Source organism: Kutzneria sp. NPDC051319 (genome assembly GCF_040682195.1).
GTDB lineage: Bacteria > Actinomycetota > Actinomycetes > Mycobacteriales > Pseudonocardiaceae > Kutzneria.
This window is the reverse complement of sequence record NZ_JBFBAM010000012.1, coordinates 77,923-101,454: the sequence shown is the minus strand read 5'-3', so window position 1 is coordinate 101,454 and position 23,532 is coordinate 77,923. Positions and strand designations below refer to the sequence as shown.

The 23,532-nt window shown below is 70.5% G+C and carries 28 protein-coding genes and 2 tRNA genes; 18 read left to right on the top strand and 12 right to left on the bottom strand.

The genetic code is table 11. From position 1 onward, the window contains the following. Window positions 1-51 precede the first annotated feature (51 nt). From AB0M73_RS15030 to AB0M73_RS15010, 5 genes are all read right to left on the bottom strand, one after another. Window positions 52-798: a DUF2306 domain-containing protein gene (locus AB0M73_RS15030; protein ID WP_363891183.1), complete on the bottom strand. Its 747-nt coding sequence runs from the start codon at window positions 796-798 to the stop codon at window positions 52-54. After that, entirely contained in the window at window positions 795-2,045 is a 1,251-nt protein-coding gene (locus tag AB0M73_RS15025; protein ID WP_363891182.1) for an FAD-dependent oxidoreductase, read from the bottom strand. Before AB0M73_RS15025 ends, AB0M73_RS15030 begins: the two co-directional genes overlap by 4 nt. Continuing rightward, the gene (locus AB0M73_RS15020; RefSeq protein ID WP_363891181.1) at window positions 2,032-2,406 is read right to left on the bottom strand and encodes a bifunctional 3-phenylpropionate/cinnamic acid dioxygenase ferredoxin subunit; all 375 of its coding nucleotides are present in this window, start codon (window positions 2,404-2,406) and stop codon (window positions 2,032-2,034) included. Before AB0M73_RS15020 ends, AB0M73_RS15025 begins: the two co-directional genes overlap by 14 nt. Before the next feature lie 79 nt (window positions 2,407-2,485). Further along, window positions 2,486-2,947 carry a pyridoxamine 5'-phosphate oxidase family protein gene (locus AB0M73_RS15015; protein ID WP_084579440.1) on the bottom strand — a complete coding sequence of 154 codons (462 nt, stop codon included), beginning with the start codon at window positions 2,945-2,947 and terminating at the stop codon, window positions 2,486-2,488. 9 nt (window positions 2,948-2,956) lie between these two features. After that, window positions 2,957-3,421 (bottom strand): nuclear transport factor 2 family protein, encoded by a 465-nt coding sequence (locus AB0M73_RS15010; RefSeq protein WP_363891180.1) that lies wholly within the window; start codon window positions 3,419-3,421, stop codon window positions 2,957-2,959. 291 nt (window positions 3,422-3,712) lie between these two features. Here AB0M73_RS15010 and AB0M73_RS15005 point away from each other — a divergent pair, with 291 nt between their 5' ends. Both AB0M73_RS15005 and AB0M73_RS15000 read left to right on the top strand, forming a co-directional pair. After that, a complete protein-coding gene (locus AB0M73_RS15005; RefSeq protein WP_363891179.1) occupies window positions 3,713-5,161 on the top strand; it encodes an MFS transporter in 1,449 nt (482 codons plus the stop codon). Window positions 5,162-5,169: 8 nt separating this feature from the next. Further along, the gene (locus tag AB0M73_RS15000) at window positions 5,170-5,817 is read left to right on the top strand and encodes an NAD(P)-binding domain-containing protein (RefSeq protein WP_363891178.1); all 648 of its coding nucleotides are present in this window, start codon (window positions 5,170-5,172) and stop codon (window positions 5,815-5,817) included. An 81-nt stretch (window positions 5,818-5,898) separates the two neighbouring features. On the opposite strand, the gene AB0M73_RS14995 is transcribed toward AB0M73_RS15000, so the two are convergent. After that, entirely contained in the window at window positions 5,899-6,468 is a 570-nt protein-coding gene (locus tag AB0M73_RS14995) for a TetR/AcrR family transcriptional regulator (protein ID WP_363891177.1), read from the bottom strand. Window positions 6,469-6,502: 34 nt separating this feature from the next. Between AB0M73_RS14995 and AB0M73_RS14990 the strand changes: the two genes are divergently transcribed. From AB0M73_RS14990 to AB0M73_RS14980, 3 genes are read left to right on the top strand one after another with little or no spacing between them, the layout of a single operon-like run. Beyond that, entirely contained in the window at window positions 6,503-7,270 is a 768-nt protein-coding gene (locus AB0M73_RS14990) for an SDR family oxidoreductase (RefSeq protein WP_363891176.1), read from the top strand. Between the two features lie 11 nt (window positions 7,271-7,281). Continuing rightward, complete coding sequence (locus AB0M73_RS14985) at window positions 7,282-8,352, top strand: diacylglycerol kinase (protein WP_363891175.1); 1,071 nt, start codon at window positions 7,282-7,284, stop codon at window positions 8,350-8,352. A 30-nt stretch (window positions 8,353-8,382) separates the two neighbouring features. Further along, window positions 8,383-8,832, top strand: coding sequence for an ATP-binding protein (locus AB0M73_RS14980; RefSeq protein WP_363891174.1), 450 nt, complete (start codon window positions 8,383-8,385; stop codon window positions 8,830-8,832). On the opposite strand, the gene AB0M73_RS14975 is transcribed toward AB0M73_RS14980, so the two are convergent. Then, on the bottom strand, window positions 8,829-9,185 hold the full coding sequence (locus tag AB0M73_RS14975) for an arsenate reductase family protein (RefSeq protein ID WP_363891173.1): 357 nt from the start codon (window positions 9,183-9,185) through the stop codon (window positions 8,829-8,831). The genes AB0M73_RS14980 and AB0M73_RS14975 overlap by 4 nt on opposite strands. A 32-nt stretch (window positions 9,186-9,217) precedes the next feature. Here AB0M73_RS14975 and AB0M73_RS14970 point away from each other — a divergent pair, with 32 nt between their 5' ends. Together AB0M73_RS14970 and AB0M73_RS14965 are read left to right on the top strand one after the other, a co-directional pair. Continuing rightward, entirely contained in the window at window positions 9,218-10,360 is a 1,143-nt protein-coding gene (locus AB0M73_RS14970; RefSeq protein ID WP_363891172.1) for a cytochrome P450, read from the top strand. Further along, entirely contained in the window at window positions 10,357-10,701 is a 345-nt protein-coding gene (locus AB0M73_RS14965; RefSeq protein WP_363891171.1) for an MmcQ/YjbR family DNA-binding protein, read from the top strand. The genes AB0M73_RS14970 and AB0M73_RS14965 overlap by 4 nt, the downstream gene beginning before the upstream one ends. On the opposite strand, the gene AB0M73_RS14960 is transcribed toward AB0M73_RS14965, so the two are convergent. Both AB0M73_RS14960 and AB0M73_RS14955 read right to left on the bottom strand, forming a co-directional pair. Next, the gene (locus AB0M73_RS14960) at window positions 10,687-10,977 is read right to left on the bottom strand and encodes a hypothetical protein (RefSeq protein WP_363891170.1); all 291 of its coding nucleotides are present in this window, start codon (window positions 10,975-10,977) and stop codon (window positions 10,687-10,689) included. The two genes, AB0M73_RS14965 and AB0M73_RS14960, sit on opposite strands and share 15 nt — an antisense overlap. 77 nt (window positions 10,978-11,054) lie before the next feature. Further along, window positions 11,055-11,762 carry a CDP-alcohol phosphatidyltransferase family protein gene (locus AB0M73_RS14955; protein ID WP_363891169.1) on the bottom strand — a complete coding sequence of 236 codons (708 nt, stop codon included), beginning with the start codon at window positions 11,760-11,762 and terminating at the stop codon, window positions 11,055-11,057. 61 nt (window positions 11,763-11,823) lie between these two features. Between AB0M73_RS14955 and AB0M73_RS14950 the strand changes: the two genes are divergently transcribed. Genes AB0M73_RS14950 through AB0M73_RS14920 form a run of 7 tightly spaced genes read left to right on the top strand, consistent with a single transcriptional unit; the run spans window position 11,824 to window position 18,146 of the window. Then, window positions 11,824-12,807 (top strand): zinc-binding alcohol dehydrogenase, encoded by a 984-nt coding sequence (locus tag AB0M73_RS14950; protein WP_363891168.1) that lies wholly within the window; start codon window positions 11,824-11,826, stop codon window positions 12,805-12,807. 2 nt (window positions 12,808-12,809) lie between these two features. After that, on the top strand, window positions 12,810-13,208 hold the full coding sequence (locus AB0M73_RS14945; protein WP_043729747.1) for a 6-carboxytetrahydropterin synthase: 399 nt from the start codon (window positions 12,810-12,812) through the stop codon (window positions 13,206-13,208). 8 nt (window positions 13,209-13,216) lie between these two features. Beyond that, window positions 13,217-14,299 (top strand): glycosyltransferase family 4 protein, encoded by a 1,083-nt coding sequence (locus tag AB0M73_RS14940; protein WP_363891167.1) that lies wholly within the window; start codon window positions 13,217-13,219, stop codon window positions 14,297-14,299. Next, a complete protein-coding gene (locus AB0M73_RS14935; RefSeq protein WP_363891166.1) occupies window positions 14,227-15,072 on the top strand; it encodes an SAM-dependent methyltransferase in 846 nt (281 codons plus the stop codon). The genes AB0M73_RS14940 and AB0M73_RS14935 overlap by 73 nt, the downstream gene beginning before the upstream one ends. Continuing rightward, complete coding sequence (locus AB0M73_RS14930) at window positions 15,069-16,079, top strand: lysylphosphatidylglycerol synthase transmembrane domain-containing protein (protein WP_363891165.1); 1,011 nt, start codon at window positions 15,069-15,071, stop codon at window positions 16,077-16,079. The genes AB0M73_RS14935 and AB0M73_RS14930 overlap by 4 nt, the downstream gene beginning before the upstream one ends. 36 nt (window positions 16,080-16,115) lie before the next feature. Then, complete coding sequence (locus AB0M73_RS14925; protein WP_363891164.1) at window positions 16,116-17,105, top strand: hypothetical protein; 990 nt, start codon at window positions 16,116-16,118, stop codon at window positions 17,103-17,105. A 15-nt stretch (window positions 17,106-17,120) separates the two neighbouring features. Then, on the top strand, window positions 17,121-18,146 hold the full coding sequence (locus AB0M73_RS14920; RefSeq protein WP_363891163.1) for a LacI family DNA-binding transcriptional regulator: 1,026 nt from the start codon (window positions 17,121-17,123) through the stop codon (window positions 18,144-18,146). Window positions 18,147-18,296: 150 nt separating this feature from the next. On the opposite strand, the gene AB0M73_RS14915 is transcribed toward AB0M73_RS14920, so the two are convergent. Beyond that, window positions 18,297-18,593: a hypothetical protein gene (locus AB0M73_RS14915; RefSeq protein WP_363891162.1), complete on the bottom strand. Its 297-nt coding sequence runs from the start codon at window positions 18,591-18,593 to the stop codon at window positions 18,297-18,299. Window positions 18,594-18,723: 130 nt separating this feature from the next. On the opposite strand from AB0M73_RS14915, the gene AB0M73_RS14910 reads away from it, so the two are divergent. After that, the gene (locus AB0M73_RS14910) at window positions 18,724-19,866 is read left to right on the top strand and encodes an MFS transporter (RefSeq protein WP_363891161.1); all 1,143 of its coding nucleotides are present in this window, start codon (window positions 18,724-18,726) and stop codon (window positions 19,864-19,866) included. 18 nt (window positions 19,867-19,884) lie between these two features. After that, window positions 19,885-20,982 (top strand): nucleotide pyrophosphatase/phosphodiesterase family protein, encoded by a 1,098-nt coding sequence (locus tag AB0M73_RS14905; RefSeq protein WP_363891280.1) that lies wholly within the window; start codon window positions 19,885-19,887, stop codon window positions 20,980-20,982. On the opposite strand, the gene AB0M73_RS14900 is transcribed toward AB0M73_RS14905, so the two are convergent. Both AB0M73_RS14900 and AB0M73_RS14895 read right to left on the bottom strand, forming a co-directional pair. Beyond that, the gene (locus AB0M73_RS14900) at window positions 20,979-22,529 is read right to left on the bottom strand and encodes a long-chain-fatty-acid--CoA ligase (RefSeq protein ID WP_363891160.1); all 1,551 of its coding nucleotides are present in this window, start codon (window positions 22,527-22,529) and stop codon (window positions 20,979-20,981) included. The genes AB0M73_RS14905 and AB0M73_RS14900 overlap by 4 nt on opposite strands. 76 nt (window positions 22,530-22,605) lie before the next feature. Beyond that, window positions 22,606-23,196, bottom strand: a complete 591-nt coding sequence (locus AB0M73_RS14895) for a histidine phosphatase family protein (RefSeq protein WP_363891159.1) — start codon at window positions 23,194-23,196, stop codon at window positions 22,606-22,608. A 182-nt stretch (window positions 23,197-23,378) separates the two neighbouring features. On the opposite strand from AB0M73_RS14895, the gene AB0M73_RS14890 reads away from it, so the two are divergent. Further along, a tRNA-Leu gene (locus tag AB0M73_RS14890) sits at window positions 23,379-23,452 on the top strand. Between the two features lies 1 nt (window position 23,453). Continuing rightward, window positions 23,454-23,527 (top strand) — tRNA-Leu (locus tag AB0M73_RS14885). The last annotated feature ends 5 nt before the right edge of the window (window positions 23,528-23,532 follow it).

The following is a 23,532-nucleotide window of genomic DNA, read 5'->3' as shown; positions in this document are numbered from 1 at the left end:
CCGCGTTCCGGCGGCGCAGCCAGAACGCGGTGATGCTGGTAGTCGTGGTTCTCAGTTGGCGGTTGCGGTCACCCGGGCGACGGCGGCCCGCTTGCGGCGGCGTGGCCGCAGCACGACCCACTCGACGAACAGCAGGTGCCCGACGAAGGCCGCCCACAGGCCGGCGACCGCACCCTCGACGATCACCAGGCGGTCCTGGCCGGCGTAGGTCGCCGGCAGCAGCCAGGTGGTCAGGGCGATGGCGATCGGCTGGGTGAGCCGGACCGTGATCGTCGACGTGGTCATCGCGACGTTGCGGTACATCCAACGCTTGTGGTCCTCGAACCGGTGCTGGACGCCGGCCACGAAGCCGGCCACCGTGGTGATCGCCCACAGCGTGGCCATGGCCAGGAAGCCGTAGCGCAGGCCCTGCCCGAAGGTGGTCATGATGGCCACCGGGAAGGCCAGGATGCCGGACGGGATGACGCCGGCGAAGTAGTAGACCCAGCCGATCTTGCGGTGCACCTGCGGGTGGTTCTCCCGCAGCCACGGCCACACCTGGGTCCAGGCCAGCATGACCGCGACCGTGCCGGTGAGCACGTGGATGGCCAGGATCGGGTAGTGCCAGGGGTATTCCGGTCGGATGCTGGCCACCGTCAGCGACGGGTCGAAGGTGATGAAGCGGCCGCCGCCGTAGATGCCGAAGCCCACGCAGTACAGCGCGAACGGCAGCACCCACCACTGGCGGGCCCAGGCGCTCCTGGCCGGTGGTGTCGGCGGGCGGACCCCGCTGCCGGTCTTCTCCCTGGTGATCGTCATCGCGGCCCTCCAGCCGGGGTTCTGTTGCCTGTCACGAGTGATCGCAGGTCGACCGACTCGTCGGCCAGGTGGCCGGCCCGCACCGGCAGGCCGCGCTCGATCAGCCGGCGGGCGGCCTTCATCTCCGACGGTCGGTTCACCGCCACCGCGCCCACGCATTTGCCGTCCACGAGGGCGAATGCGGCGAAGGACTCGCCGCCGAGCTCGCCGCGCAGCACGACCTCGCCCCGGAACTCGCCGACGACCTCCAGGTGCCAGCCGTAGCGGTCGGACCAGAAGCGGGACACCGGCCGCACCGGCTCGGGCGCGCCGATGATCGCTGCGGCGGCGGCTTTTCCCTCGTGCAGCGCCGATTCCCAGTGCTCCACGTTGGGCAGCGGGCCGTCGGGCCCGGTGGGGCGGGCGGCGTCGCCGGCGGCGAAGATCCGGGGGTGCGAGCTGCGCTGGGCCGTGTCGACCAACACGCCGCGATTGACGGCCACACCGGCCGCCGCGGCCAGCGAGTCGTCGGAGACGATGCCGACCCCGACCACCACCACGTCACAGTCGACGGTTTCGTTGCTGTCGGCCAGATGCAGCCTGATCGCGCCGCCGAGATCCTCGACCGAGGCCACCGCGCCGACCAGCACCCGCACGCCGTTGGCGCGATGCTGGCTGTGCAGCAGGTCGGCGATCTCCGCGCCCACAACGTGTTCCAACGGCAGCGGCGCCGGATCGATCAACGTCGCCTGGCAGCCCAGGACAGTCGCGCTGGCCGCCACCTCGGCGCCGATCAGGCCGGCGCCGATGACTCCGAGCCTCACACCCGGTGCGAGACGGTCTTTCAAGACCACGGCATCGTCCAACGAGCGCAGCACGGTGATCGCCGGGTGATCGCCGCCGGGCACGGGCAGCGGCCGGGGCCGCCCACCGGTGGCCAGCAGAACCGCATCCACGGCAACGGTTCCGTGGACCAGCTCGACCCGGCCCTCGTCCGGGCGAATCGCCGTGACGGGTGTGCCGAGCCGAAGGTCGATGTCCTTGGCCGCATACCATTCGGCCTTGCGCAGGACTATCTCGTCCGCGGTCTGCTTGCCCAGCAGCAGGTCCTTGCTCAGCGGCGGCCGGTCGTAGGGCACGTGCGGCTCGGCCCCGAACAGTGTCAGCCGGCCGTCGTACCCCAGCTCGCGCAGCTGTTCGCAAGCGCTGACCCCGGCCAGGCCCGCGCCGACAACGGCGACGTGCCGGGGTAACTCAGACCAGTTCATGGCCGCTGCCGTCGGTCAGCTGGGACTCGTCGGGCAGCAGGAAAACCATGCGGCCCAGCACATCCACGCGATGGGCCACCGTGTCGGTGACCGCGGGCAGGCCCAGCGCCTCGCCCGTGCGCAGGCAGAAAGCGCCGCTGTGCAGGGGACATTCCACCTGGCCGTCCTCCACCCAGCCCTCGGCCAGCGACGCGCTGGCGTGCGTGCAGGTGTCGTTGAGGGCGAAGTACTCGCCGTTGTCGTTGAACACCGTGATGTCGTCGGTGGTGCCGGCGTGCTCACGCGGGACCCGGACGGCCTCGCCGTCCTGGAGCTCGTCCACGGAGCAGACCGGGATTGCATGGTCGATTCCTCGTGTCATGTCAGGTCCCCCGGGGGCCTTGGGGCGGCGGCCCGGCTCCGCGGAGCCGGGCCGTGCGTGCGGATGTCCTTGCCCGGTCTCACTTGCTGGGCAGCTTGGGCGGGTCGCCGGCCCACGGGCCGACACCGCCGATCTCCTCGACGTGGATCCGGGTGACGTAGCCCGGGTGCACCTTCAGCTCGGCCGGCGGGATCTCGGCGCCCGGCGCGATGTAGATGTTGGCCAGCTTGCGGATCAGGTCGAACGCGCCGCCCTTGACGACCTCGCCCCGCCCGGTCACGGTCAGGTACTGGCGCAGGCCGCTGCCGTGGAACTGCAGGCTCTCCACGGACAGCGCGACCCTGGCGTCCCGCATCAGGTTCTTCGTCTTGCGGTAGTTGAACATCGAGGCGAAGAAGATGTCGCCGTCGTCGATGCCGACCCAGACGCAGGTGACGTGCGGGCTGCCGTCCTCGTTCAGGGTCACCACGTGGCCGAGCGGGCCGCCCTCGATCAGGTCCACTGCCGTCGGCGGCAGCCGCAGGCCGGTTGACTCCGTCATGTCTGCCTCTCAGTCAAGGTATTCGACGATGTCCGCGATCTGCCCGTCGCGGATCAGATACGCGTAGTGCAGCAACACGTCGTCGCCGGTCTTCGAGACGAAGTGGTAGTCCTGCTGCAAACGGAATCCGTCCCAGTGCGAGCCGATGACGGTGTACCGGGCGGAGGTCTTGATGACCGCCGGAATGATCAGTCGGGTCATGATGTCGTCCCGGCCGTTGAACAGGTTGCCGACGCTGTCCCATTTCGCGTCCGTGGCGATCAGCGCGGCGATGCCGGCCGGGTCGAGCGCATTCGAGCGGTTGATGAAACGCGCCTCGACCGAACGGGCCTGCCGCTCGGCCGACGACTGCCACCACTGGTTCGCGGTCACCGTCTCCGGCGCGGCCGCGGCCTGGCTCAGCGAGCTGGGGAGCAGGAAGGCGGCGGCCGCGAGCGCGACGGCGGCAGCCCCGTACTTCACGGAAATCCGCATCACAAAGGCCTTTCGCAGGTGATTGCGTTCTGGCAGCCATCATGCGATCGGGTGATCGCGGCGACCAGCAGCCCGCGCGGACTTAGTGACGTGGCCGATCCTGGTACTTCCAATACCAGTATTGCGCCGTACTGTTGAGTTCCAGGCTACGGACATAACGTCGACCTGCCACGGGTGTGCGTTCTCCCCACTCCGGCGGGACTCGTCGGTTCCGTTGACGCGCCGAGAGCGTTCTGTTCGCCGCGGTGTCGCGTCTTGGCCATGTGTTTTCCAGTTGTGAGGAGTGTCCCCTTGACCACGCAATCCGAGAGGAAGGTCGACGCCGACGTCTCGACGTCGACACCGACCCGGTCCCAGTGGCTGGCCCTGCTCGTGATCGCCGGTGCGCTCATCCTCGATGTCAGCAGCCTGGCGGTCATCAACGCGGCGCTGCCCGCCATCGGATCCGACTTCAGCATCACCGGTTCCACGCTCCAGTGGACGATGACCTCGTACGCGGTCATCTTCGCCGGCTGCCTGTTGTTCGGCGGCCGCGCCGCCGACGTGCTCGGCCGGCGGCGGATCTTCTGCGTCGGCATCGCGCTGGTGACCTTCGCGGCGCTGGCCGGCGCGCTGGCGCCGAGCGTGTACCTGGTCATCGCCGCGCGGGCCGTGCAGGGCATCGGCGCCGCGCTGTCCGGCCCGGCGGCGCTCGCGCTGCTGACCGAGGTGTTCCCCGAGGGCCCGGCCCGTAACAAGGCGATGGGTGTGTACGGCGCGGTCGGCGCCGCCAGCTTCAGTGGCGGCATGGTCGTCGGCGGCATCCTCACCCAGTGGGCCACCTGGCGCTCGGTGTTCGTGTTCTCCTTCGTCTGCGGCATCGTCGTGCTGGTGCTGGGCCGGATGGCGCTGCCGGCCAGCCGCCGCAGCAACCGCCCGCTGGACGTGCCCGGCGCGGTGCTGGTGACGTTGGGTCTCGGCCTGATCGTGTTCGGCCTGAGCAGCGGCGGCGACCTGGGCTGGGCCCAGCCCGTGACCGTCGGCTCGCTGGTCGGCGCGGTCCTCCTGCTCACGGCGTTCGTGTTGTGGGAGAACAGGACCGCGGAGCCGCTGCTGCCGCTGGGCATGTTCCGCAGCCTGCCCGTCCGCGCCGGCGCGCTGGCCGCGTTCCTGCACTACGCGGCGGTCATCGCGCTGCTGTTCTTCGCCCCGCTGTACATGCAGGAGAACCTGGGCTACACGCCGCTGGAATCGGGTCTGGCCATCGTGCCCATGGGGCTGGCGGTGATCTTCGTGTCCAGCTGGACCGGGCGGAACCTGGCCAAGTACGGCCAGCGCGTGTTCCTGGTGTGGGGCACGCCGTTGATCGGCCTCGGCATCCTGACCTGGGTGCTGGCCGGCGACAACGCCAGCTACTGGGCGCTGCTGCCCGGCATCCTGCTGATGAGCGTCGGCGAAGGCACCACCTTCCCGGCTCTGACGGCCGCTTCGCTGACGGATGTGCCGCAGCACCAGCATGGTGTGGCCAGCGCCGTCAACGTGACCGCGCAGCAGGTTGGTTCCAGCATCGGCGTCGCCGGTCTGGTCGCCGTCGCCTCGGCCTTCGCCACCTCGCCGCAGCCGGCCGGTCAGCTTGCCGGCTACCACGCGGCGTACTGGGCGGCCTTCATCCTGACCGTGGTCGGCGCCGTCGCGCTGGCGGTGCTGATGCGCCGGCACGGCCGCAAGGCCGCCGTCGTTGAGACCCCTGTACTGGACTAGGAGCTGTCATGCCCAAATCGACGACTGTGGGCCGGCTGGCCGTGATCGGCACCGGCAAGATCGGCCAAGCCGCCGGAAAGCTGTGGCTGCACGCCGGATACGAGGTCGTGTTCGGCTCCCGAAACCCGGCCGGCGCCGCCGCCTTGGCCGAGTTGGGGGCCACCGTCGCCACCCCGCTGGAGGCCGCCCGGGCCGCCGACGTCGTGTTGTTGGCCGTGCCCGGGGAGACCGTCGAGGAGCTGCTGTCCTCGCTGGCCGACGCGCTGGCCGGCAAGATCGTCATCGACGCCACCAACAAGATCGGCTTCGCCGACGGCCGCTGGGTGTCCACTTTGGAGCCCGGGCTGACCGAGGGCCGCTGGATGGCCGGCCAGCTGCCCCGCAGCACGGTCGTCCGCGCGTTCAGCCACATTCCCGACGAGCTGCTCTGGCCTCGCGGCACCGAGCAGGCCCTGTACTGGGCGATGGCCATCGCCGGCGACGACCGGGCCGCCATGGCCACGCTGTCGGGCCTGATCCACGACGCCGGCTGGGTCCCGGTCGACATCGGCGGCCTGGACGAGTCGGGGCACCTGGACCCGGGCGGCTCGGTCTTCCACCTGTTCTACACGGAGATCGAGATGCGCGAGGTCGTCGGCCTCACCGCGGCCGCCTGACTCCTCTTCACGTGAGTGGCTCATTTCGCCTTTTTCGCGACATGAGCCACTCACGTGGTCGTTCTGGGCAACATGAGCCACTCACGTGCCGTTGCCGGTGAGCAGGTCCGGCAGCCTGGCCGTCACCGAGGGCGCTCCCCCGGCCAGCGAGGTCACCATGCACGCCCCGATGATCAGCGTCATGATCGCCTGCGCGTCGCCGGCCGGCCGCCCCTCCTGCACCAGCAACTCCTCCAGCGAGGCCAGGCCCGGCGTGCCGAACTCCCGCCACAGGGCCGATTGCAGATCGGGATGCTCGGCCAGCGAGGCCATCAGACCCGGCAGCGCCGCCCGCACCTCGGGGCGGTTGAACAGCTCCGAGGTGTAGGCGAAGGACCCGCGGATCCACTCCTGCGTGCTTGCCGAGGCCAGCACCGGCGTCGGCTCGTCCTGCCAGGCGAACACCGCCTCGAACACCAGGTGGGTCTTCGACGGCCACCGCCGGTACAGCGCCGGCCGGCCCACGTTCGCCCGCTCGGCGATGGCGACCATGGACAGCTTCTCCCAGCCGACCTCGACCAGCAGCTCGCGCGCGGCCCGCAGCGCCGCGTCGTCGATCGCTCGGTCGCGGGGCCGGCCCCGGCCGCGTTCGGACTGCTCCATTCTCGTCATTGTGAATAACGTAACACGCTGTTACGTTAATTGGGTGGTCCTCGACGGCAAGACAGTGATCGTGTCCGGGGTCGGAGCCGGCCTCGGCCGGCAGACCGCGCTCGCGGCGGCCCGGGACGGGGCGAACGTCGTCCTCGGCGCGCGAACGGAAGCCAATCTGAAGGCGGTGGCCGAGGAGATCGGTCCGCGGGCGGCCTACGCCGCCACCAACATCACCTCGGCCGACGACTGCGAAGCGCTGGTCGCCGTGGCCGTGGAGCGCTTCGGCGCGGTCGACGCCGTGATCCATGTGGCCGCACGGGACCGCGTGTTCGGCGGGCTCGAAGGCGCCGACCTCGACCTGTGGCGCAAGGTGTTGGACGTCAACGTCATCGGCACCATGCGCCTGACCCAGGCCGCGCTGCCCGCGCTGTCCGTGCGCGGCGGCTCGATCGTGATCATCGGCACCCAGGCCGCGTTCAGCCCCACGCTGCCGCAGGCCGCCTACGCCGCGTCCAAGGGCGCGCTGCACGCCGCGATGTTCTCGCTGGCCCAGGAGCTCGGGCCGCGCAAGATCCGGGTCAACTCGGTGGTGCCCGGCTGGATGCTGGGGCCGAACGTCGAGATGTACATCCAGTGGATCGCGGCCAGCCGCGGCGTGCCCGAGGACGAGGTCAAGGCCGAGCTGGCCGGCAAGGCCGCGCTGAACGAGATCGCCTCGGACACCGACGTCGCCGAGGCGGCCGTTTTCTTCGCGTCCGACCGGGCCCGGATGCTGACCGGGCAGACGCTGTTCGTCAACGGTGGCGAGTACTACCGCTGAGGGGAAACACCATGGCACACAAGGTGATCGTCTGGGGCACCGGCGTGGTCGGCAAGCTCGTGATCCGGGAGCTGCTCGACCATCCGGAGTTCGAGCTGGCCGGTGTGATCGTCCATGACCCGGCCAAGAACGGCGTCGACGCCGGGGTGCTGATCGGCGGCGCCCCCGTCGGTGTCGTCGCCACCACCGACGTACGGTCCGCTTTGGACACCGACGCCGCGGCCGTCGCCTATTTCGGTCCCACGGCCGAGTTCGCGCTGGAGAACATCCAGAACATGGCCCTGGCCCTGCGTTCCGGCAAGCACGTCGTGTCCACCGCCATGACTCCCCTGGTGTATCCCGACGTCTGCCCGCCCGAACTCCGGGCCGAGCTGGAGAAGGCCTGCGCCGAGTCCGGCAAGGCGTGCTTCACCACCGGCATCGACCCCGGCTTCGCCAACGACCTGTTTCCCTTGACCCTGTTGGGAGTCTGCGGCCGGGTCGACAGCGTGCGGATCCAGGAGCTCGTCGACTACGACAGCTACGCCGGCGACTACAGCAAGGTCATGGGCTTCGGCCTGCCCGTCTCCGCCCAGGCCGTGCTGGAGATTCCCCAGGTCCTCGTCTTCGCGTGGGGCCACACCATTCCCATGATCGCCGACGCCGTCGGGGTCAAGCTCGACCGCATCGACACCGTCTACGAGAAGTGGGCCGCCCCCGCCGACATCCCTTACCAGCACGGCGTCATCGAGGCCGGTTGCTGCGCCGCCGTGCGCTTCGAGATCCGCGGCTGGGTCGGCGGCGAGCCCCGCATCGTCATCGAGCACGTCAACCGCATCACCAACCAGACCGCCCCCGACTGGCCCCGCGCCGCCTCCGTCGAGAACGACGCCTACCGCATCATCATCAAGGGCAGCCCCGAGATCACCCAGGAAACCGCCTTCCGCCACGAGGTCGACGCCGACCCCGTCAGCGGCGGCTGCCTGGCCACCGGCATGCGCGCCGTCAACGCCATCCCCTACCTCGACGACCTCCCGCCCCGCCTGGTCTCCGCCCTCGACCTACCCCTGATCCCGGGCCGCGGGGTCATCCGCCAGAGCTGACGAGCTTGTGCCCCGGGGCAGAATTCCACGGTGACCGCCTGTCTGATCATCGTCTGCGGGCTGCCCGGCAGCGGGAAGACCACCCACTCACGCCGCCTCGCCGCGCAACGCCGTGGCATCCGGCTCTGCCCCGACGAGTGGATGTCCGCGCTGGGCGTGAACCTGTGGGACGGCGCCATGCGCGATCTGGTCGAAGGCCTCCAGTGGTCGCTGGCCCAGGAGCTGCTGGGCGTCGGCGTCACGGTCGTCATCGAATGGGGCACGTGGTCCCGGGCCGAACGGGACACCCTGCGCGGCGGGGCGCGAGCCCTCGGGGCCACGGTCGAGCTGGTGTACCTGGACGTGCCGGTGGACGAGCTGTGGCGGCGCATCCAGGCCCGCGATCACGAGGATCCGCCGATCACGCGGGCCGATCTCGACGCCTGGAGCCGTGTGTTCGAGCGGCCGGACGAAGCGGAGGCACGGCTCTACGACGCCTAGTCCAGCACCGAGCGGACGGCCTCTTCGGTCCGGCCGACCACGGCCGGTCCGTCGTCGGCGGTGATGATGGGGCGCTGGATGAGGATGGGGTGCTGGGCCAGGGCCGTGATCCACTGTGCGCGGCTGGCGTCGGTCCGTTCCCACGTCTTGAGACCGAGGTCCTTGGCGACGGCCTCGGCGGTGCGGGCGATGTCCCACGGCTCCAGACCGAGGCGGTCGAGCACAGCGACCAGCTCGGCCTCGGTGGGCGGGTCGTCGAGGTAGCGGCGCACGGTGTAGGAGGCGCCGGCCTCGTCCAGGATCGACAGCGCCGATCGGCACTTGGAGCATGCGGGGTTGATCCAGATTTCCACGACGGCAGCTTACGGCTGGTAGCTTCGAGGCCGTGTTCCCAGTAGGCGCCGAGGCGACGATCGAGCAGCTCACGGCCGACCCGCACCCGCTGCTGGCCCGGCTGCGAGCGGCGGAGCCGGTGTCCTGGCTGCCGGTGCTGAACGGCTGGCTGGTGACGAGGCACGACCTGGCCCTGCAGGTGATGAAGGACGCGGCGACGTTCACGGTGGACGACCCGAGGTTCTCGACGGCGCAGGTGGTCGGCCCGTCGATGCTGTCCCTGGACGCCGACGAGCACGCCCGGCACCGGACGCCGTTCTCCCGGCAGTTCCGGCCGCGGGAGATCGAGGATCGGTTCGGCGACTTCGTCCGGGCGGAATGCGCCCGGCTGGTGGACGGATTCGTCGCCACGGGACGCGCCGAGCTGCGGCGGGCGTTGGCCGGTCCGCTGGCGGTGGCGGTGGTGGCCGACGCGCTGGGCCTGGACGCCACCGACGCGAAGCGGGTGCTGGCCTGGTACGACGCGATCGTGTCCACAGTGGCCGAGATCTCCGCCGGCCACGAGCCGGATCCTGGTGGCGCGCAGGCGTTCGGCGAGCTGCGGGCGCACATCGAGGGTTCGACGGCCAAGCCCTCGCTGCTGGCCGACGCGGCGCGGGCGCTGGCCCTGCCCGAGGTGGTGTCGAACGCGGCGGTGCTGATGTTCGGCGGCATCGAGACCACCGAGGGCATGATCGCCAACCTGGTGCTGCACCTGCTGACCAATCCGTCCCAACTGGACATCGTCCGGGCCGATCCGGCGCGGATTCCCGACGCTGTCGAGGAATCGCTGCGGATGGAGCCGGCCGCGGCGGTGGTCGACCGGTACGCGACGCGGGACGTGGAGCTGGCCGGGGCGTCGATCGCCCGCGGCGATCTCGTCACGGTGTCGCTGACCGCGGCCAACCGGGATCCGGCGGTGTTCGACAACCCCGACGAATTCGACCTGGGGCGGCCGAATCTCCGCCACCAGCTGGCATTCGCCCGCGGACCCCACTTCTGCCTCGGCATCGACCTCGCCCGGCTGGAGACGCGCGTCGCCGTCGAAGCGGTGCTGGACCGGCTCCCCGGACTGGCGCTGACCGACCCGGCCACGCCGGCGGGCCTGGTGTTCCGCAAGCCCGACGGCGTGCACGTGCGCTGGGACGCCCGGTGACGCCCGAGGAGGTGGCCGCGTACGCGCTGCAATTCCCGCAGGCCACCGAGGAGAACCCGTTCGGGCCGGGACTGGACGTGTACAAGGTCGAGGGCAAGGTGTTCGCCATCCTCGCGCCCGGTGGCCCGTCGGTGTCGCTGAAGTGCGACCCGGGCCTGGCCATGCACCTGCGCCAGCAGTTCGAGGCGGTGACACCGGGCTACCACCTGAACAAGAAGCACTGGAACACCGTGCGACTGGACGGCGACGTGCCGCACGACCAGATCGAAGAGATGATCGAGCACTCGTACGAGCGGGTCGTCGCCGGCCTGCCCAAGATGGTCCGGCTACGCCTTCGGTAGCCGGCTCGGCACCATCCGCACCGACCGCAGGATGCGCTCGGGAATCTCCTCGCCGCGGGCCATCGACACGGTCAGGCCCCACGCCATCAGGAAACCCAGCAGCCCCAACGCAAGTCCCGACACCCCGAGCACCAGGCCGACCAGCCACATCACGGTGCGCAGCGGGCTGATCAGCATCAGGATCGGCGTGGTCACCAGCGTGGCGACGACGTAGCCGGCCGAACCGGCCTGGTCCATCTTCATCACCACGTGCAGCAGGCGGTGTCTGCGGGTCATGGCGCTCGCCTCCTCTTCCGTCACCGACGACGCTAGGCGTGCCGGCGCGGCAAGGCGATTACCCGTGACGTAAGGGCCTACCGGTTGCGCCACAACCAGATGACGTCCCGACCGAAGGACCACACCAGCGAGGCCAGCGCGATGCCCACCGCCGCAACGGATGCGGCGGCCGGCAGCAGGCCGGAGGCGGCGACCACGAGCAGGACGCCCTGCGCGGCGGCGACGGTCTTGCGGGCGAAGCTCGGCGGCAGCGCGCCCTTCAACCACGGCGCGACCCAGCTGGCGGCGACGAAGGCGTACCGCATGCCGCCGATGATCAGCACCCACGGCCCCAGCAGCGCGGCGACGAACACGCTGAGCACCAGGATCAGGAAGGCGTCGACCTCCATGTCGAACCGCGCCCCGACGGCGGTAGCGGTTCCGGTACGACGGGCGACGTGGCCGTCGACACCGTCCAAGATCAGAGCGACCACGGACAGCGCCACGATGGCGGCCGTCGCGGGCCCGTGCATGAGGCCGTCGGCCACCAGCGCGGTGACGCCGCCGACCAGCGTGGCCCGGAACAGGGTGACCCAGTTGGCCTGGCCGAACGTCCTGGCCCGCGACCGGTGCAGAGCGTAACCGAGGGTTGCGCACGTCACGACCGCGCACGTGGTGCCGGCGGCCAGCGCGCTCGGGCCGATCCGCAGCGCCGCCCACAACAGCGTCAGCAGCACCAACTGCGCACCCAGCCCAGCGACCACACCGGGTGTCGCCGTCGATACGTGCCGAATCTGAGTGGTCACCACGCCTCCCACCGTCCTCTCACCTCGGTCAGAACACGTCCGCTGTGATAGAAGGGTTCAAATGGACCTGACCGCACACGCGTTCTGGCTGCTACGCCCGGGTGAGGGCGAGATCCGTCCAGTGCAGCTGACCCCGCCCGGCCCCGACGAGGTGCTGGTCAGAACGCTGTTCTCCGGCGTGAGCCGCGGCACCGAGACCCTGGTGTTCCGGGGCGGCGTGCCCGACAGCCAGCACGCCCTCATGCGCGCCCCGTTCCAGGACGGCGACTTCCCCGCCCCGGTCAAGTACGGCTACCTCAACGTCGGCGTCGTCGAGGCGGGCGAGCCGGACCTGGTCGGGAGGACGGTGTTCTGCCTCTACCCGCACCAGACACGGTACGTCGTGCCGGCCTCGGCGGTGACCGTTGTGCCGGATTCCGTGCCGTCCGAGCGCGCGATCATGGCCGGCACGGTCGAGACGGCGGTCAACGCCGTGTGGGACGCCGCTCCCCTGCTCGGCGACCGGATCGCGGTCATCGGCGCCGGCATGGTCGGCAGCTCGGTCGCCGCGGTGCTGGCCAAGTTCCCCGGCGTGCGGGTCCAGCTCGTGGACGTCGACGCCTCACGGGCGGCGGTGGCCTCGGCGCTGGGCGTGGAGTTCGTGTCACCGGAGGAGGCGGCCGAGGGCTGCGACCTGGTCGTGCACGCCAGCGCCACCTCGGCGGGCCTGACCCGGGCGCTGGAGCTGCTCACGCCGGAGGGCACCGTCGTCGAGCTGTCCTGGTACGGCGACAAGCAGGTCAGCGTCCCGCTCGGGGAGTTCTTCCACTCCCGGCGGCTGGTCGTGCGCAGCAGCCAGGTCGGGGTCATTCCGCAGGCCCGGCGCGGCCGGCACACCTACGCCAGCCGGCTCGCACTGTCCCTCGACCTGCTGGCCGACCCGGTCTTCGACGCCCTGATCACCGGCTCCAGCGACTTCGCCGACCTGCCGTCGGTCATGCCGCAGCTGGCCGACGGCCGGCTGCCGGCGCTGTGTCACCGGATCGTCTACCCCTCAGGAGGATGACCTTGTTCAGCATCACCGTCCGTGACCACATCATGGTGGCCCACAGCTTCAAGGGCGAGGTGTTCGGACCGGCCCAGCGGCTGCACGGGGCGACGTTCGTGGTCGACGCGACGTTCAAGCGGGCCGAGCTGGACGACGACAACATCGTGGTCGACATCGGCCTGGCCGGCCAGCAGCTGGGCGAGCTGCTCGGCGAGCTGAACTACCGCAACCTCGACGAGGAGCCGGCCTTCGCCGGCATCAACACCTCGACCGAGTACCTGGCCAAGGTCATCGCCGATCGGCTGGCCGACCGGGTCAAGGCCGGCGCGCTCGGCCCGTCGGCCAGCGGGCTGTCCGGCATCGCCGTCGCACTGCACGAGTCGCACAACGCCTGGGCCAGTTACGAGCGTTCACTGTGACTTTGCCTGTGAACTCGGTTCACACGGTTTTTCCCGCGCAGGTCGCCGACGTTGCCGCCCCCAGCGGCGGCAACGTCTACGACCGCCGGGTGAGCAGCGGTCTGTCGTCGCTCGGCTGGAATGTCGACGAGATTCTCGTCGGCGGCGACTGGCCGCGACCCGACGCGCCAGCGCGGGCGGAGTTGACGTCCGCGCTCGACAATCTCGATTCCGGCGAAGTCGTGCTTGTCGACGGTCTGGTCGCGTGCGGCGTTCCGGAGATAGTCGTGCCGGCGGCCCGCCGGCTGCGCGTCGTCGTGCTGGTCCACCTCCGACTGGCGGCCGAGACCGGCCTGTCGGACGAGGTTCGCGAAGATCTCGACCGTCGAGAACGAGAAGTGCTGCACGCCGCCCACGCGGTCGTCGCCACCAGTTCGTGGGCCGCCCGTGAACTGACGCAACACCACAATTTGCCTGTGAACCGAGTTCACAGCGTCGATCCCGGTGTCGATCGCGCACCGCTGGCCCGCGGCACGGACGGCGCGTCGCGGCTGCTCTGTGTCGCGTCGGTGACCCCGCGCAAAGGTCACGATCTGCTGCTGGACGCATTGCTCACGATCGACGATCTCGACTGGCATCTCGTCTGCGTCGGCGCGTTGCACCACGCGCCGGACCATGTGACGCAGTTGAGAAGTCGGGTGGAGTCGAGCAATGCGTGCGAAAAGGTCGAGTTCGTCGGCCCACGGCACGGCGACGAGCTGGAGCAGAGCTACGACGCCGCCGACCTGTTCGTGCTCGCTTCCCGCGCGGAGACGTACGGGATGGTCGTCACCGAGGCGCTGGCCCGCGGCATCCCCGTTCTCGCGACAAATGTCGACCCACTGCCGTCGACCGTCGGCCTGGCGCCGGACGGCAGCGTGCCCGGCCTGCTGGTCCCGCCGGCCGAGCTGGCGACTGCGCTGCGTAGTTGGCTGACGGAGTCCGGCCTGCGCCGACGGCTCCGAGCGGCGGCCCGTGACCGCCGTGGCATGCTGACCGGATGGGCGGAAACCTCGAACAGCCTGGCCAGAGTGTTGACGCAGGTGACGCGGAGTTCACTCCCGAGTGGCTGACCCTGCGTGAGCCCGTCGACGCGGCGGCCCGGTCCGGCGCGCTCGTCGACCGGCTGGTCCGGCATTTCGCCGGCCGGGACCGGCTCGTCATCCGCGATCTGGGCTGCGGAACCGGCTCGCTGGGCCGCTGGCTGAGCCCGCTGCTGCCGAATCCGCAGCACTGGATCATGCAGGACCGTGAACCAGATCTGCTCAGGCACGTGTATATGGATGTGACCTCCACAGCTCCTGTCACGGTCGAGACCCGGCTGGGTGATCTCGACGGCGTCACCGCCGCCGACCTCGCCGGCACCTCGCTGGTGACCGCATCCGCCCTGCTCGACATCCTCACCACCGAGGAGGTCGACCGGCTCGCCGCCGCCTGCGTCGACGCCGGTGTGCCCGCGCTGTTCACGCTGTCCGTGCTCGGCGAGGTCGACCTTTCCCCCGCCGACCCGCTCGACACCGAGATCTCCGCCGCGTTCAACGACCACCAGCGCCGCGTCCAGGACGGTCGCCGGCTGCTCGGTCCGGACGCCCCGGCCGCGATCGTCGAATCGTTCCGGCGGCGTGGCGCCGACGTGCAGGTCGCGCAGACCCCGTGGCAGCTGGGCACGGAGAACTCCGACCTGACCGCCGAGTGGCTGCGGGGCTGGGTGGGCGCCGCCGTCGAGCAGCGTCCGGAGCTGACCGCCGAGGCCGCGAGCTACCTGCGTCAGCGGCTCGACGCGGTCGGGGTCGGCCGCCTGAGCGGGACGGTCGGACACGTCGACGTGCTGGCGGTGCCGGCATGATGCGCGCGGTCCTGCCCTGGCTGAAGATCGTCGTCGGGGTGGCCATCATCGGGGTCCTGTTCTGGCGGCTGGGCACCGGGGCCTTTGTGGACGGTCTCCGCGAGATCAACCTGTGGGGCATCGTCGCGGCGCTCGGCATCGGCTTCCTCACCACGCTGTTCAGCGCCTGGCGCTGGTGCATCGTCGCCGACCGGCTGGGCCTGAAGCTGTCGCTGCGTGCCGCGGTCGCCGACTACTACCGCGCACTGTTCATCAACGCCGTGCTGCCCGGCGGTGTGCTCGGTGACGTGCACCGTGCCGTCCAGAACGGTCATGACACCGGCGACGTCGGCCGTGGCGTGCGGGCCGTCGTGTTGGAGCGGACCGGCGGACAGCTGGCGATCCTCGCCGTCGGCGTCGGTGTGCTGCTCACCGATCCCACCCTGATCGCCCAGGTCATCGGCGACATCGTGCCGGCACCGGCCGCGATCGTCATCGGTGTGCTGGCCGTGATCGCGGCGGCCGTCGTGCTCGCGACGTCCTCCCGCCTGCCCCGCTGGCGCGAGGCCGTGGCCCGGACGCTGGTCGACATCCGTCGCAGCCTGTTGAGCCCGCATTCGTGGCCGGCCATTGTGCTGTTGTCCGCCGCTACGCTGGCCGGGCACCTCACTCTGTTCATCGTCGCCGCGCGGTCGGCCGGTTCCACCGCCTCCGTCGGCCAGCTGCTGCCGCTGCTGGTGCTGGCCCTGATCGCCATGGGCCTGCCGATCAACGTCGGCGGCTGGGGCCCGCGCGAGGGTGTCGCCGCGCTCGCCTTCGCCGCCGCCGGCCTCGGCGCGACGCAGGGCGTCACCACCGCCGTCGTCTACGGCGTGCTGACGATGATCTCGGCCCTGCCCGGCGCCGCCGTGCTCGTGCTTCGGCGTGTGCACCGTCCGACCGCCCCCGTCGAGCAGGCCGTGCCGGAGCCGGTCATGGCTCGCGCTGAGCCGATCGTCCGCCGGAAGGTGCAGCCGCAGGCCGCCTGAGTGGGCAGTCCGGATCTCACGAACAGGTGGACCGAGGTGGCAGCGGTTCACAACTTCATCTGCGATCCTGTGCCGGTGACCGAGTACGCCTACGACCGGACCCGAAACGTCCTGCTGGCGGTGTGGAGCGTCGGCATCGGCAACGTCGCGGAGACGGTCGTGGCCTTCGGTGACGACCTACCCGGTCCCGAGTACGGCCTGCAGCTCGGCTATGAGCTGACCCAGCTGTCCAAGCACCTGTGGCGCACCTACACCCACCCGTTGACGGAGGCCGTCGACCTGCCGGACGAGGCGTTGAGCCGGGCCCGCAACCAGTTGGCGATCGACCTGGTCGCCGGGGCGCTGCGGGATCCGCACCTGCCGGTCGGCGACCAGGTGCAGGTGTGCGAGAGCGAGGTGTTGGAGGCGGGCCACCAGGTGGGCCGGATCCTGCACCGGATCGGCGACCGCGACGTCACCGAGCAGGCGGTTTGCGACGTGGAGGCGGAGATCGACGCCCTGCGCCGGGCCGCGCTCGGCGACCTGACCGACCGGGCCAACCAGGCGGTGGTGCTGACCAGGTCGGACCCGCAGCCGCAGCAGGTCGCCGCCGCGCACGCGTACCTCGAGAAGGACCCGATGGGGCCGCCCGAGCTGTACACGAAGATCGACGCCACCTCGGCCGCCGTCGCCGCCGTGCACTGGCTGCACGCCGCCCTGATGATCGCCTCCCGGGCCGCCAGCGGCAATCTGTCCGACACGCCGCCGACGTGCCGACACAAGCATGTGGACCATCTGGCCGACGAGCTGCCGGTGATGGTCGTGCAGCGCCTCGACCGGGGCGAGTTACCGCGGGACGTCGTGATGACACTGGTCAAGGAGGGCATGCCGGCGCGGGCACTGCTGGAGCAGCTGCTGGTCGGCATCCACAACGCCTGGCAGCTCTACGGCGAGTGGAACAAAACCGTGCCGCCCGACCAGATCAGTGACACATTTCGCGCGCGGACGAGGAGAATGGCCGTCGACGGACGAGACCGCATCCTGTAGCCGTGGAGGACCCCCGTGGTGACCATCGTGGACGTCGCGCGGGCGGCCGGCGTCGCACCGAGCACGGTGTCGTACGTGATCAGCGGCAAGAGACGCATCTCCCCCACGACTCGGCGGCGGGTCGAGCAGTGCATCCGTGACCTGGGCTATCACCCCAACGCCGGTGCCCGGGCGCTGGCCAGCAACCGCACCAACGTCCTCGCCCTGGCCGTGCCGCTGCGCCCCGACCTCAACCTCTCGGTGATCATGCAGTTCGTGTCCTCGGTCGTCACCGCCGCCCGCGAGCACGACCTGGACCTCTTATTGCTGACCAAGGACGACGGTCCCGCCGAGCTGCGCCGGGTGGCGTCCTCCTCCATCGCCGACGCCCTCATCGTCATGGACATCGAGTCCGCCGACGGCCGCGTTCCCCTGCTGTCCGCGCTGGACCGGCCGGCCGTGCTCATCGGGCTGCCCGAGCAGCACGCCGGCCTCAGCTGCGTCGACCTCGACTTCGCCGCCGCCGGCTCGACCTGCGTGCACCACCTCGCCGACCTCGGCCACCGGGACATCGCCCTGATCGGTCCGTCGCCCGAGGTCTACCGCCGAGGCACCAGCTTCGCCGGGCGCTTCCGCCGTGGCTTCGACTCCGCCGCCACCGAGCGCCACCTGCACGCCACCGTCCATCCCTGCGGTCACTCCTACGACGCCGCCATGGCCTGCCTCGATCAGGTCTTCGCTGCTCAGCGCCCCGTCACCGGCCTCGTCGTGCACAACGAGGCCGTGCTCCCCGACATCCTCACCGGCCTCGCCGCCCGTGGTCTCCGCGTGCCCGCCGACATTTCCGTCGTCGCCGTCTGCCCCGACAACATGGCCGACAGCGGCGCCATCCCCCTCACCTCCGTCGCCATCCCCGCCCCCGAGGTCGGCGCCCTCGCCGTGCGGATGACCATCCGCCAACTCGCCGGCCCGCCTCAGCCCGAGGTCCACCTCTTGCCGCCGCATCTCACCGTGCGCCACAGCACCACCGCCGCCCCGGCAGTTGCCGCGACGAACTCCTGACGCCCGCTCCGCCTCCCACCGCCCGACCGGCCGCCACGCTCCTCACCGTCTCCACTCCTCGCCGCCTCCGCGCTTCTCGACGGCAGCCGCGCTCCTCGACTTCGCCGCGCTTCTCATCAGCGGCCAGACTCCTCGCCCACCGCAGACTCCTCATCTGCCGCCGGACTCCTCAACTTCGCCAAAGTTCTCGACTTCGCCGAACTTCGGGTTTCGCCGAACTCCGCAACCTCGACGAACTTCACATTTTCGCGCGAACTTCTCGTGTGCGCCGATCTGCTGAAGTGCGGTGATGTGCTCGATTGCGTCGGTCTGGTCCGATGCGACGGCCTGGTCCGATCTGGTGGTCTGGTCCGATGTGACGGCCTGGGCGTGTGCGGCGGCCTGATCCGACGCGGCGGCCTGCTCGATTGTGGCGGTCCGCGCGGGCAGGGCGGTCCGCGCGGGCATCGCGGTCTGCGCGAGTGCGGCTGGCCGAGCCGTCGGCCGACGCGATCGAGAAGTTCGTCGACATGTCCGGCGGCGGGATCCAACGGGCGGGCCGGGGTGGGTGGGTTCCCCGACGAGGCAAGATCGGGGCATGGCGGACGTGAGCAGGATTCGGCTCGTGGCGGTGTACGCGGGGGCGACGATCGGGCCGTTGGCCGGTGGGCTGGTCGCGCCGATACTGCCGGAGCTGAGCGAGTCGCTGCACACGTCGGTGACGGAGGTGGCGAGCTCGGTGACGGTGTACTTCATTCCGTTCGCGCTGCTGCAACTGGTCTCGGGGACACTGGGTGAGCGCTGGGGCCTGCGCAGGACGGTCCGAACGGCGTATCTGGTGTTCGTGGTGGCGTCGCTGGGGTGCATGGTGGCGCCGAACCTGGGCCTGTTCCTGGCGGGGAGGGCGGTGCTGGGGGCGGCGAACGCGTTCACGTCGCCGCTGCTGCTGGCGAGCCTGGGGGACCTGGTGCCGAAAGAGCGCCTGGGCCGTGCGGTGGGGATGTACGCGAGCTGCATGTCAGGCGGGCAGTCGTTCTCGCCGCTGATCGGCGGCCTGGCGGCGGGAGTGGACTGGCGGCTGGGGTTCGCGGTGGTGGCGGCGGTGTCGACGGCGCTGGCGTTCGTGCCGCCGCTGGGAGAACCGAGGCCAGGGGCGCAGGCGCCGCCGTGGCGGCCGTTGCTGAGCGTGAAGATGGGCCTGCTGTCGATCAGCGCCCTGGTGTCGTTCCTCGGCGGCGCCGGACTGCCGTTCCTGGTGGCGCTGTACACGCACGACTTCCTCGGGGCGTCGCCGGAGATGGCGGGGGTGGCGCTGGTGGGCTTCGGCCTCGCCGGCCTGGCGCTGGGACCGATATGGGGCACGGTCTGTGACCGCATCGGCGGCCGTAGGGCGGGGGTGATCGGCGCGGTGGCGGGAACCGGCCTGGTGGCGGCCATCGGCCTGACCGGCGCGATGTGGTCACTGGCGGCGTGTTGGACCGTGGCCGGGGCGGCCTCCTCGCTGCTGACGGTGTCGTTGCAGAACCTGACGATGACGGCCGTGCCGGGCAATCGGGCGGGGGCGGTGTCGGTGGTGTCGGGATTCCGCTTCGCCGGCAGCGCACTGGCCCCGGCGGCCTGGCTTCCCTTGTACCACAACAGCTCTACCACCGCCTTCGTGATCGCCGGGAGCAGTCAGCTGATCGCGGCGGCCGCGCTGCTCGGCCTGGGTGGACGCGCCACGGCGGAACCAGCGGGTTAGGCTGCGCGGGTGGCCGAGATGATCCTGCCGCGGTACGGGGAACGCTCGCTGTGCGAGGTGACGCCGTCGCTGCTCGCGGCGATGGGGGTGCCGGGCTTCGACAACGTCTTGGGCGTGGAGCGGGCGGTGGCGGCGTGCCTGCTGGTGGTGGACGGGCTCGGCTGGGAGCTGCTGAACGCGCACGCGCAGGATGCGCCGTTCCTGAGTGGGCAAGCGGTGGGGAAAGAGCCGGTGACGGCGGGGTTTCCGAGCACCACGGCGACAAGCGTGGCGTCGTTCGGCACGGGGATGACCTCGGGGCAGCACGGGATCGTGGGCTACAGCTTTGCGGCGCCGGATCTGCTGTACGCGCTGCCGTGGCGGGTGGACGGAGTGGACGCGCGGGAAAGGCTTGTGCCGGAGGAGATCCAGCCGCTGCCGACGCTGTTCGAGCGGGCGGAGACCGAAACCACGATCGCGGCGCCGATGTTGCAACGCGGCTCGGGGCTGACGAGGAGCGCACTGCGCGGCGGGACGTTCGAGCCGGTGTTCGCGCTGGGCGACCTGACGGCGAAGATCCTGGCCAACAAAGGGTTCTGCTACGCCTACCACGGAGATCTGGACACCGTGGGGCACGTTTACGGCCCGGGATCGAAGGCCTGGCGGTGGCAGCTCAACCATGTCGACCAACTGGTTGAAGCGGTCGTCGCCGCACTGCCCAAGGGCGCCCTCCTGGCCGTCACGGCGGATCACGGCATGGTGCTTATGACATCCACAGTGGACTTCGACACGGAATCGGCGCTACAGCAAGGGGTACGCCTGATCGGCGGCGAGCCCCGGGCACGCCACGTCTACACCGAGCCGGGTGCCGCCGAAGACGTCCTCAAGGCATGGCAGGGCGTCCTGCGCGACAAGGCATGGGTCGTCGGCAAGGAACAGGCGATCGACGAGGGCTGGTTCGGACCGGTGTCCGATCACGTGCGGCCGAGGATCGGCGACGTCATCGCCGCGGCCCAGGGCGAAATCGGCGTTGTCCGCACCAGCAAGGAAAAGTTCGAGTCGGGCTTCACGGGCGTGCACGGATCGCTGACACCGGCCGAGATGCGGGTGCCGTTCCTGACGTTCGTCGGCGGCTAGCCGGCGTAGAGCTTGCGCAGCTGGAACTTCTGCACCTTGCCGGTGGCGGTGCGGGGCAGGCTGTCGACGACGACGAGCGCGGTGGGCTTCTTGAACGAGGCCAACCGCTCCCGGCAGTGCTCGACGACGTCCTCCAGCGTCGGCGGGTCGGCCGGGTCGACGGCGGTGACGACGGCGAGCGGGGTCTGCACCCACTTCTCGTGACGGGCGCCGATCACGGCCACGTCGGCGACCTTGGGATGGCTGTCGATGACCGCCTCGACCTCGGCGCAGTAGATGTTCTCGCCGCCGGAGATGATCATGTCCTTCTTGCGGTCGACCACCCAGACGAAGCCGTCCTCGTCGGCCCGGCACAGGTCGCCGGAGTGGAACCAGCCGCCGGCGAACGCCTCGGCGGTGGCCTCGGGCTTGCCCCAGTAGCCGGGTGTGATCACCGGCCCGCGGTAGACGATCTCGCCGACCTCGCCCGGTTTCACGTCCCGCATCTCGTCGTCGACGATGCGCACCTCGATGCCGGGGATGGGGGTGCCGACCGATCCGCGCTTGCGCACGGCGTCCTCGGCCCGCAGCAGGCACACCGTGGCGCACGTCTCGGTCTGCCCGAACGCGGTGAAGGCGGCGGCGTCGGGGAAGGTGTCGGCCAGGGCCTGCAAAGTGGACGGCGTCGCCGGGGAGGCGCCCCAGGTTATGTTGCTGAGCACCAGGTTCCGCTGCTTGACGCCGGGCACCGCGCAGATCGCCTGCCACTGGCTCGGCACGAAGAAGGTGTGCGTGACCTGTTCCCGTTCCAGCAGGTCCACGACGTCCGACGGGTCGAAGCCGACGCCGGAGTAGATGACGATCCGGTCGCCGCCCAGCAGCCGGCCCAGTGCGGTGCCCATGCCGGCGATGTGGAACATCGGCACGCCGAGCAGCACGACCTCGCCGTCCGGACATTTGCCGCCGGCGGCGATGCGTTGCAGCATCAGGGCCATGTAGAGGTTCCGGTGCGTGAGCACCGCGCCCTTGGGCCGGCCGGTGGTGCCGGAGGTGTACATGATGAACGCCGGATCCTGTTCCGGCACAACGATGTCCAGCGAGTCGTCGGGCTCGCCGGCCATGACGGCGTCGAAGGCGGCGATCCGCAGCGTCGGGCAGTCCACTTCGGACAGGGCGGCCTCGGCCAGCGGCGCGGTCAGGTCGTCGACGATCAGCAGGCCGGCCGTGCAGTCGTGCAGGATGTAGGCGACCTCGCCCGGCGCCAGCCGGAAGTTGACCGGCACGACGATGGCGCCGAGCCGCAGGATGGCGTAGAAGGCCTCGGCGGTCTCGATGTGGTTGGTGGCCAGCACCGCCACCCGGTCGCCGGCGTGCACCCCTCGTTCGCGCAACGCCCGGGCCAGCCGGTTGACGCGGCCGTCCAGCTCGGTGTAGGTGCGCCGCACCTCGTCGAGCTGGAGCGCCACCCGGTCCGGGAAGGTCCTGGCGGCGCGGGCGAGCTGGTTGCCCAGCGCCATGCTGCCGGCCGCGGCGGCGGCCGCGACGTCCGGGTGCGATGCTGCGATCATCGTCCACACTCCCTTGTGTGCCAGGCCATCCGACGCTACCCAGGCAACACGGGGTTGACAACAGCAACCGGCCGATTTACGCCGAGAGGCGGCGCAGCGCCCAGCGGGGCGGCGGCCAGGCCGTCGGGTCGCCGTCGGTGGTCCACTCGGTGATCGACGCCGGCGCGACGACCACGTCGAAGTCGCGCAGCAGCGGCTGGTTGCCGAACACGGCGAAGGAGGCGCCGACGGTTTCGGTGTGGCCGACGGCGATCACGGTCTCGAGCCGGTGCCGCGCCAGGAGTTCGAGCAACGTGCGGCTGACGCGGACGACAAGCTCCGCCCACGTCTCGTTGCCGGCCTGGAACGGCCGGAACACGCCGCCGCCCTCGATCCCCAGGCGTTGTTGGAATTCGGCGGACGTCAGGCCGACGGCTTCGGACGGTGTGTGCCAGGTGCACAGACCGCAGTCCTGCACTGCCTCGACGCCCAGCCGCGAGGCGATCGCCGCCGCCGTCTCGATCGCCCGCACCTCCGTGGACGAATAGACGGCAACGGCCCCGAGTTCCTCGGCCGTCAGGCGCTCGGCCACCGCTGCGGCCTGGTCCCGGCCGGCCGGTGTGAGGCCTTCCGGGCCGCGCAGGGTGTGGTCGGATTCGCCGTGCCGGATCAGCAGCAACCGAGCCATGTCAGATACTCCATTGTGGACCGCCGATAATACCGTTGACGGCGACACCGGGGCTGCGGCACGGTGTCCACACCGGCCGAACGAGGGAGTCCACGATGTCACGCCAGCTGCTTCTGTAGACGGCTCTCGACGATCGTCGCGAGCCGCCACCTCGTCGTGGCGGCTTTTTTGTTGCTGTGCATGCGGCTCTGGCCCAACTGGCAGAGGCATCGGGTCGAGGGCCCGATTGTTCGGGGTTCGAGTCCCCGGGGCCGCACGCCCTCGTGGCCCAACTGGCAGAGGCGCCGGATTCAGGATCCGGAGGTTCCAGGTTCGACTCCTGGCGAGGGCACAGTG

What these genes read in the sequence shown, in the direction of transcription:
- AB0M73_RS15030 (WP_363891183.1), bottom strand. Translation starts at nt 798, where the DNA reads ATGACGATCACCAGGGAGAAGACCGGCAGCGGGGTCCGCCCGCCGACA.
- AB0M73_RS15025 (WP_363891182.1), bottom strand. Translation starts at nt 2,045, where the DNA reads ATGAACTGGTCTGAGTTACCCCGGCACGTCGCCGTTGTCGGCGCGGGC.
- AB0M73_RS15020 (WP_363891181.1), bottom strand. Translation starts at nt 2,406, where the DNA reads ATGACACGAGGAATCGACCATGCAATCCCGGTCTGCTCCGTGGACGAG.
- AB0M73_RS15015 (WP_084579440.1), bottom strand. Translation starts at nt 2,947, where the DNA reads ATGACGGAGTCAACCGGCCTGCGGCTGCCGCCGACGGCAGTGGACCTG.
- AB0M73_RS15010 (WP_363891180.1), bottom strand. Translation starts at nt 3,421, where the DNA reads ATGCGGATTTCCGTGAAGTACGGGGCTGCCGCCGTCGCGCTCGCGGCC.
- AB0M73_RS15000 (WP_363891178.1), top strand. Translation starts at nt 5,170, where the DNA reads ATGCCCAAATCGACGACTGTGGGCCGGCTGGCCGTGATCGGCACCGGC.
- AB0M73_RS14995 (WP_363891177.1), bottom strand. Translation starts at nt 6,468, where the DNA reads ATGACGAGAATGGAGCAGTCCGAACGCGGCCGGGGCCGGCCCCGCGAC.
- AB0M73_RS14985 (WP_363891175.1), top strand. Translation starts at nt 7,282, where the DNA reads ATGGCACACAAGGTGATCGTCTGGGGCACCGGCGTGGTCGGCAAGCTC.
- AB0M73_RS14960 (WP_363891170.1), bottom strand. Translation starts at nt 10,977, where the DNA reads ATGACCCGCAGACACCGCCTGCTGCACGTGGTGATGAAGATGGACCAG.
- AB0M73_RS14950 (WP_363891168.1), top strand. Translation starts at nt 11,824, where the DNA reads ATGGACCTGACCGCACACGCGTTCTGGCTGCTACGCCCGGGTGAGGGC.
- AB0M73_RS14935 (WP_363891166.1), top strand. Translation starts at nt 14,227, where the DNA reads ATGGGCGGAAACCTCGAACAGCCTGGCCAGAGTGTTGACGCAGGTGAC.
- AB0M73_RS14930 (WP_363891165.1), top strand. Translation starts at nt 15,069, where the DNA reads ATGATGCGCGCGGTCCTGCCCTGGCTGAAGATCGTCGTCGGGGTGGCC.
- AB0M73_RS14915 (WP_363891162.1), bottom strand. Translation starts at nt 18,593, where the DNA reads ATGCCCGCGCGGACCGCCCTGCCCGCGCGGACCGCCACAATCGAGCAG.
- AB0M73_RS14910 (WP_363891161.1), top strand. Translation starts at nt 18,724, where the DNA reads ATGGCGGACGTGAGCAGGATTCGGCTCGTGGCGGTGTACGCGGGGGCG.
- AB0M73_RS14905 (WP_363891280.1), top strand. Translation starts at nt 19,885, where the DNA reads ATGATCCTGCCGCGGTACGGGGAACGCTCGCTGTGCGAGGTGACGCCG.
- AB0M73_RS14900 (WP_363891160.1), bottom strand. Translation starts at nt 22,529, where the DNA reads ATGATCGCAGCATCGCACCCGGACGTCGCGGCCGCCGCCGCGGCCGGC.
- AB0M73_RS14895 (WP_363891159.1), bottom strand. Translation starts at nt 23,196, where the DNA reads ATGGCTCGGTTGCTGCTGATCCGGCACGGCGAATCCGACCACACCCTG.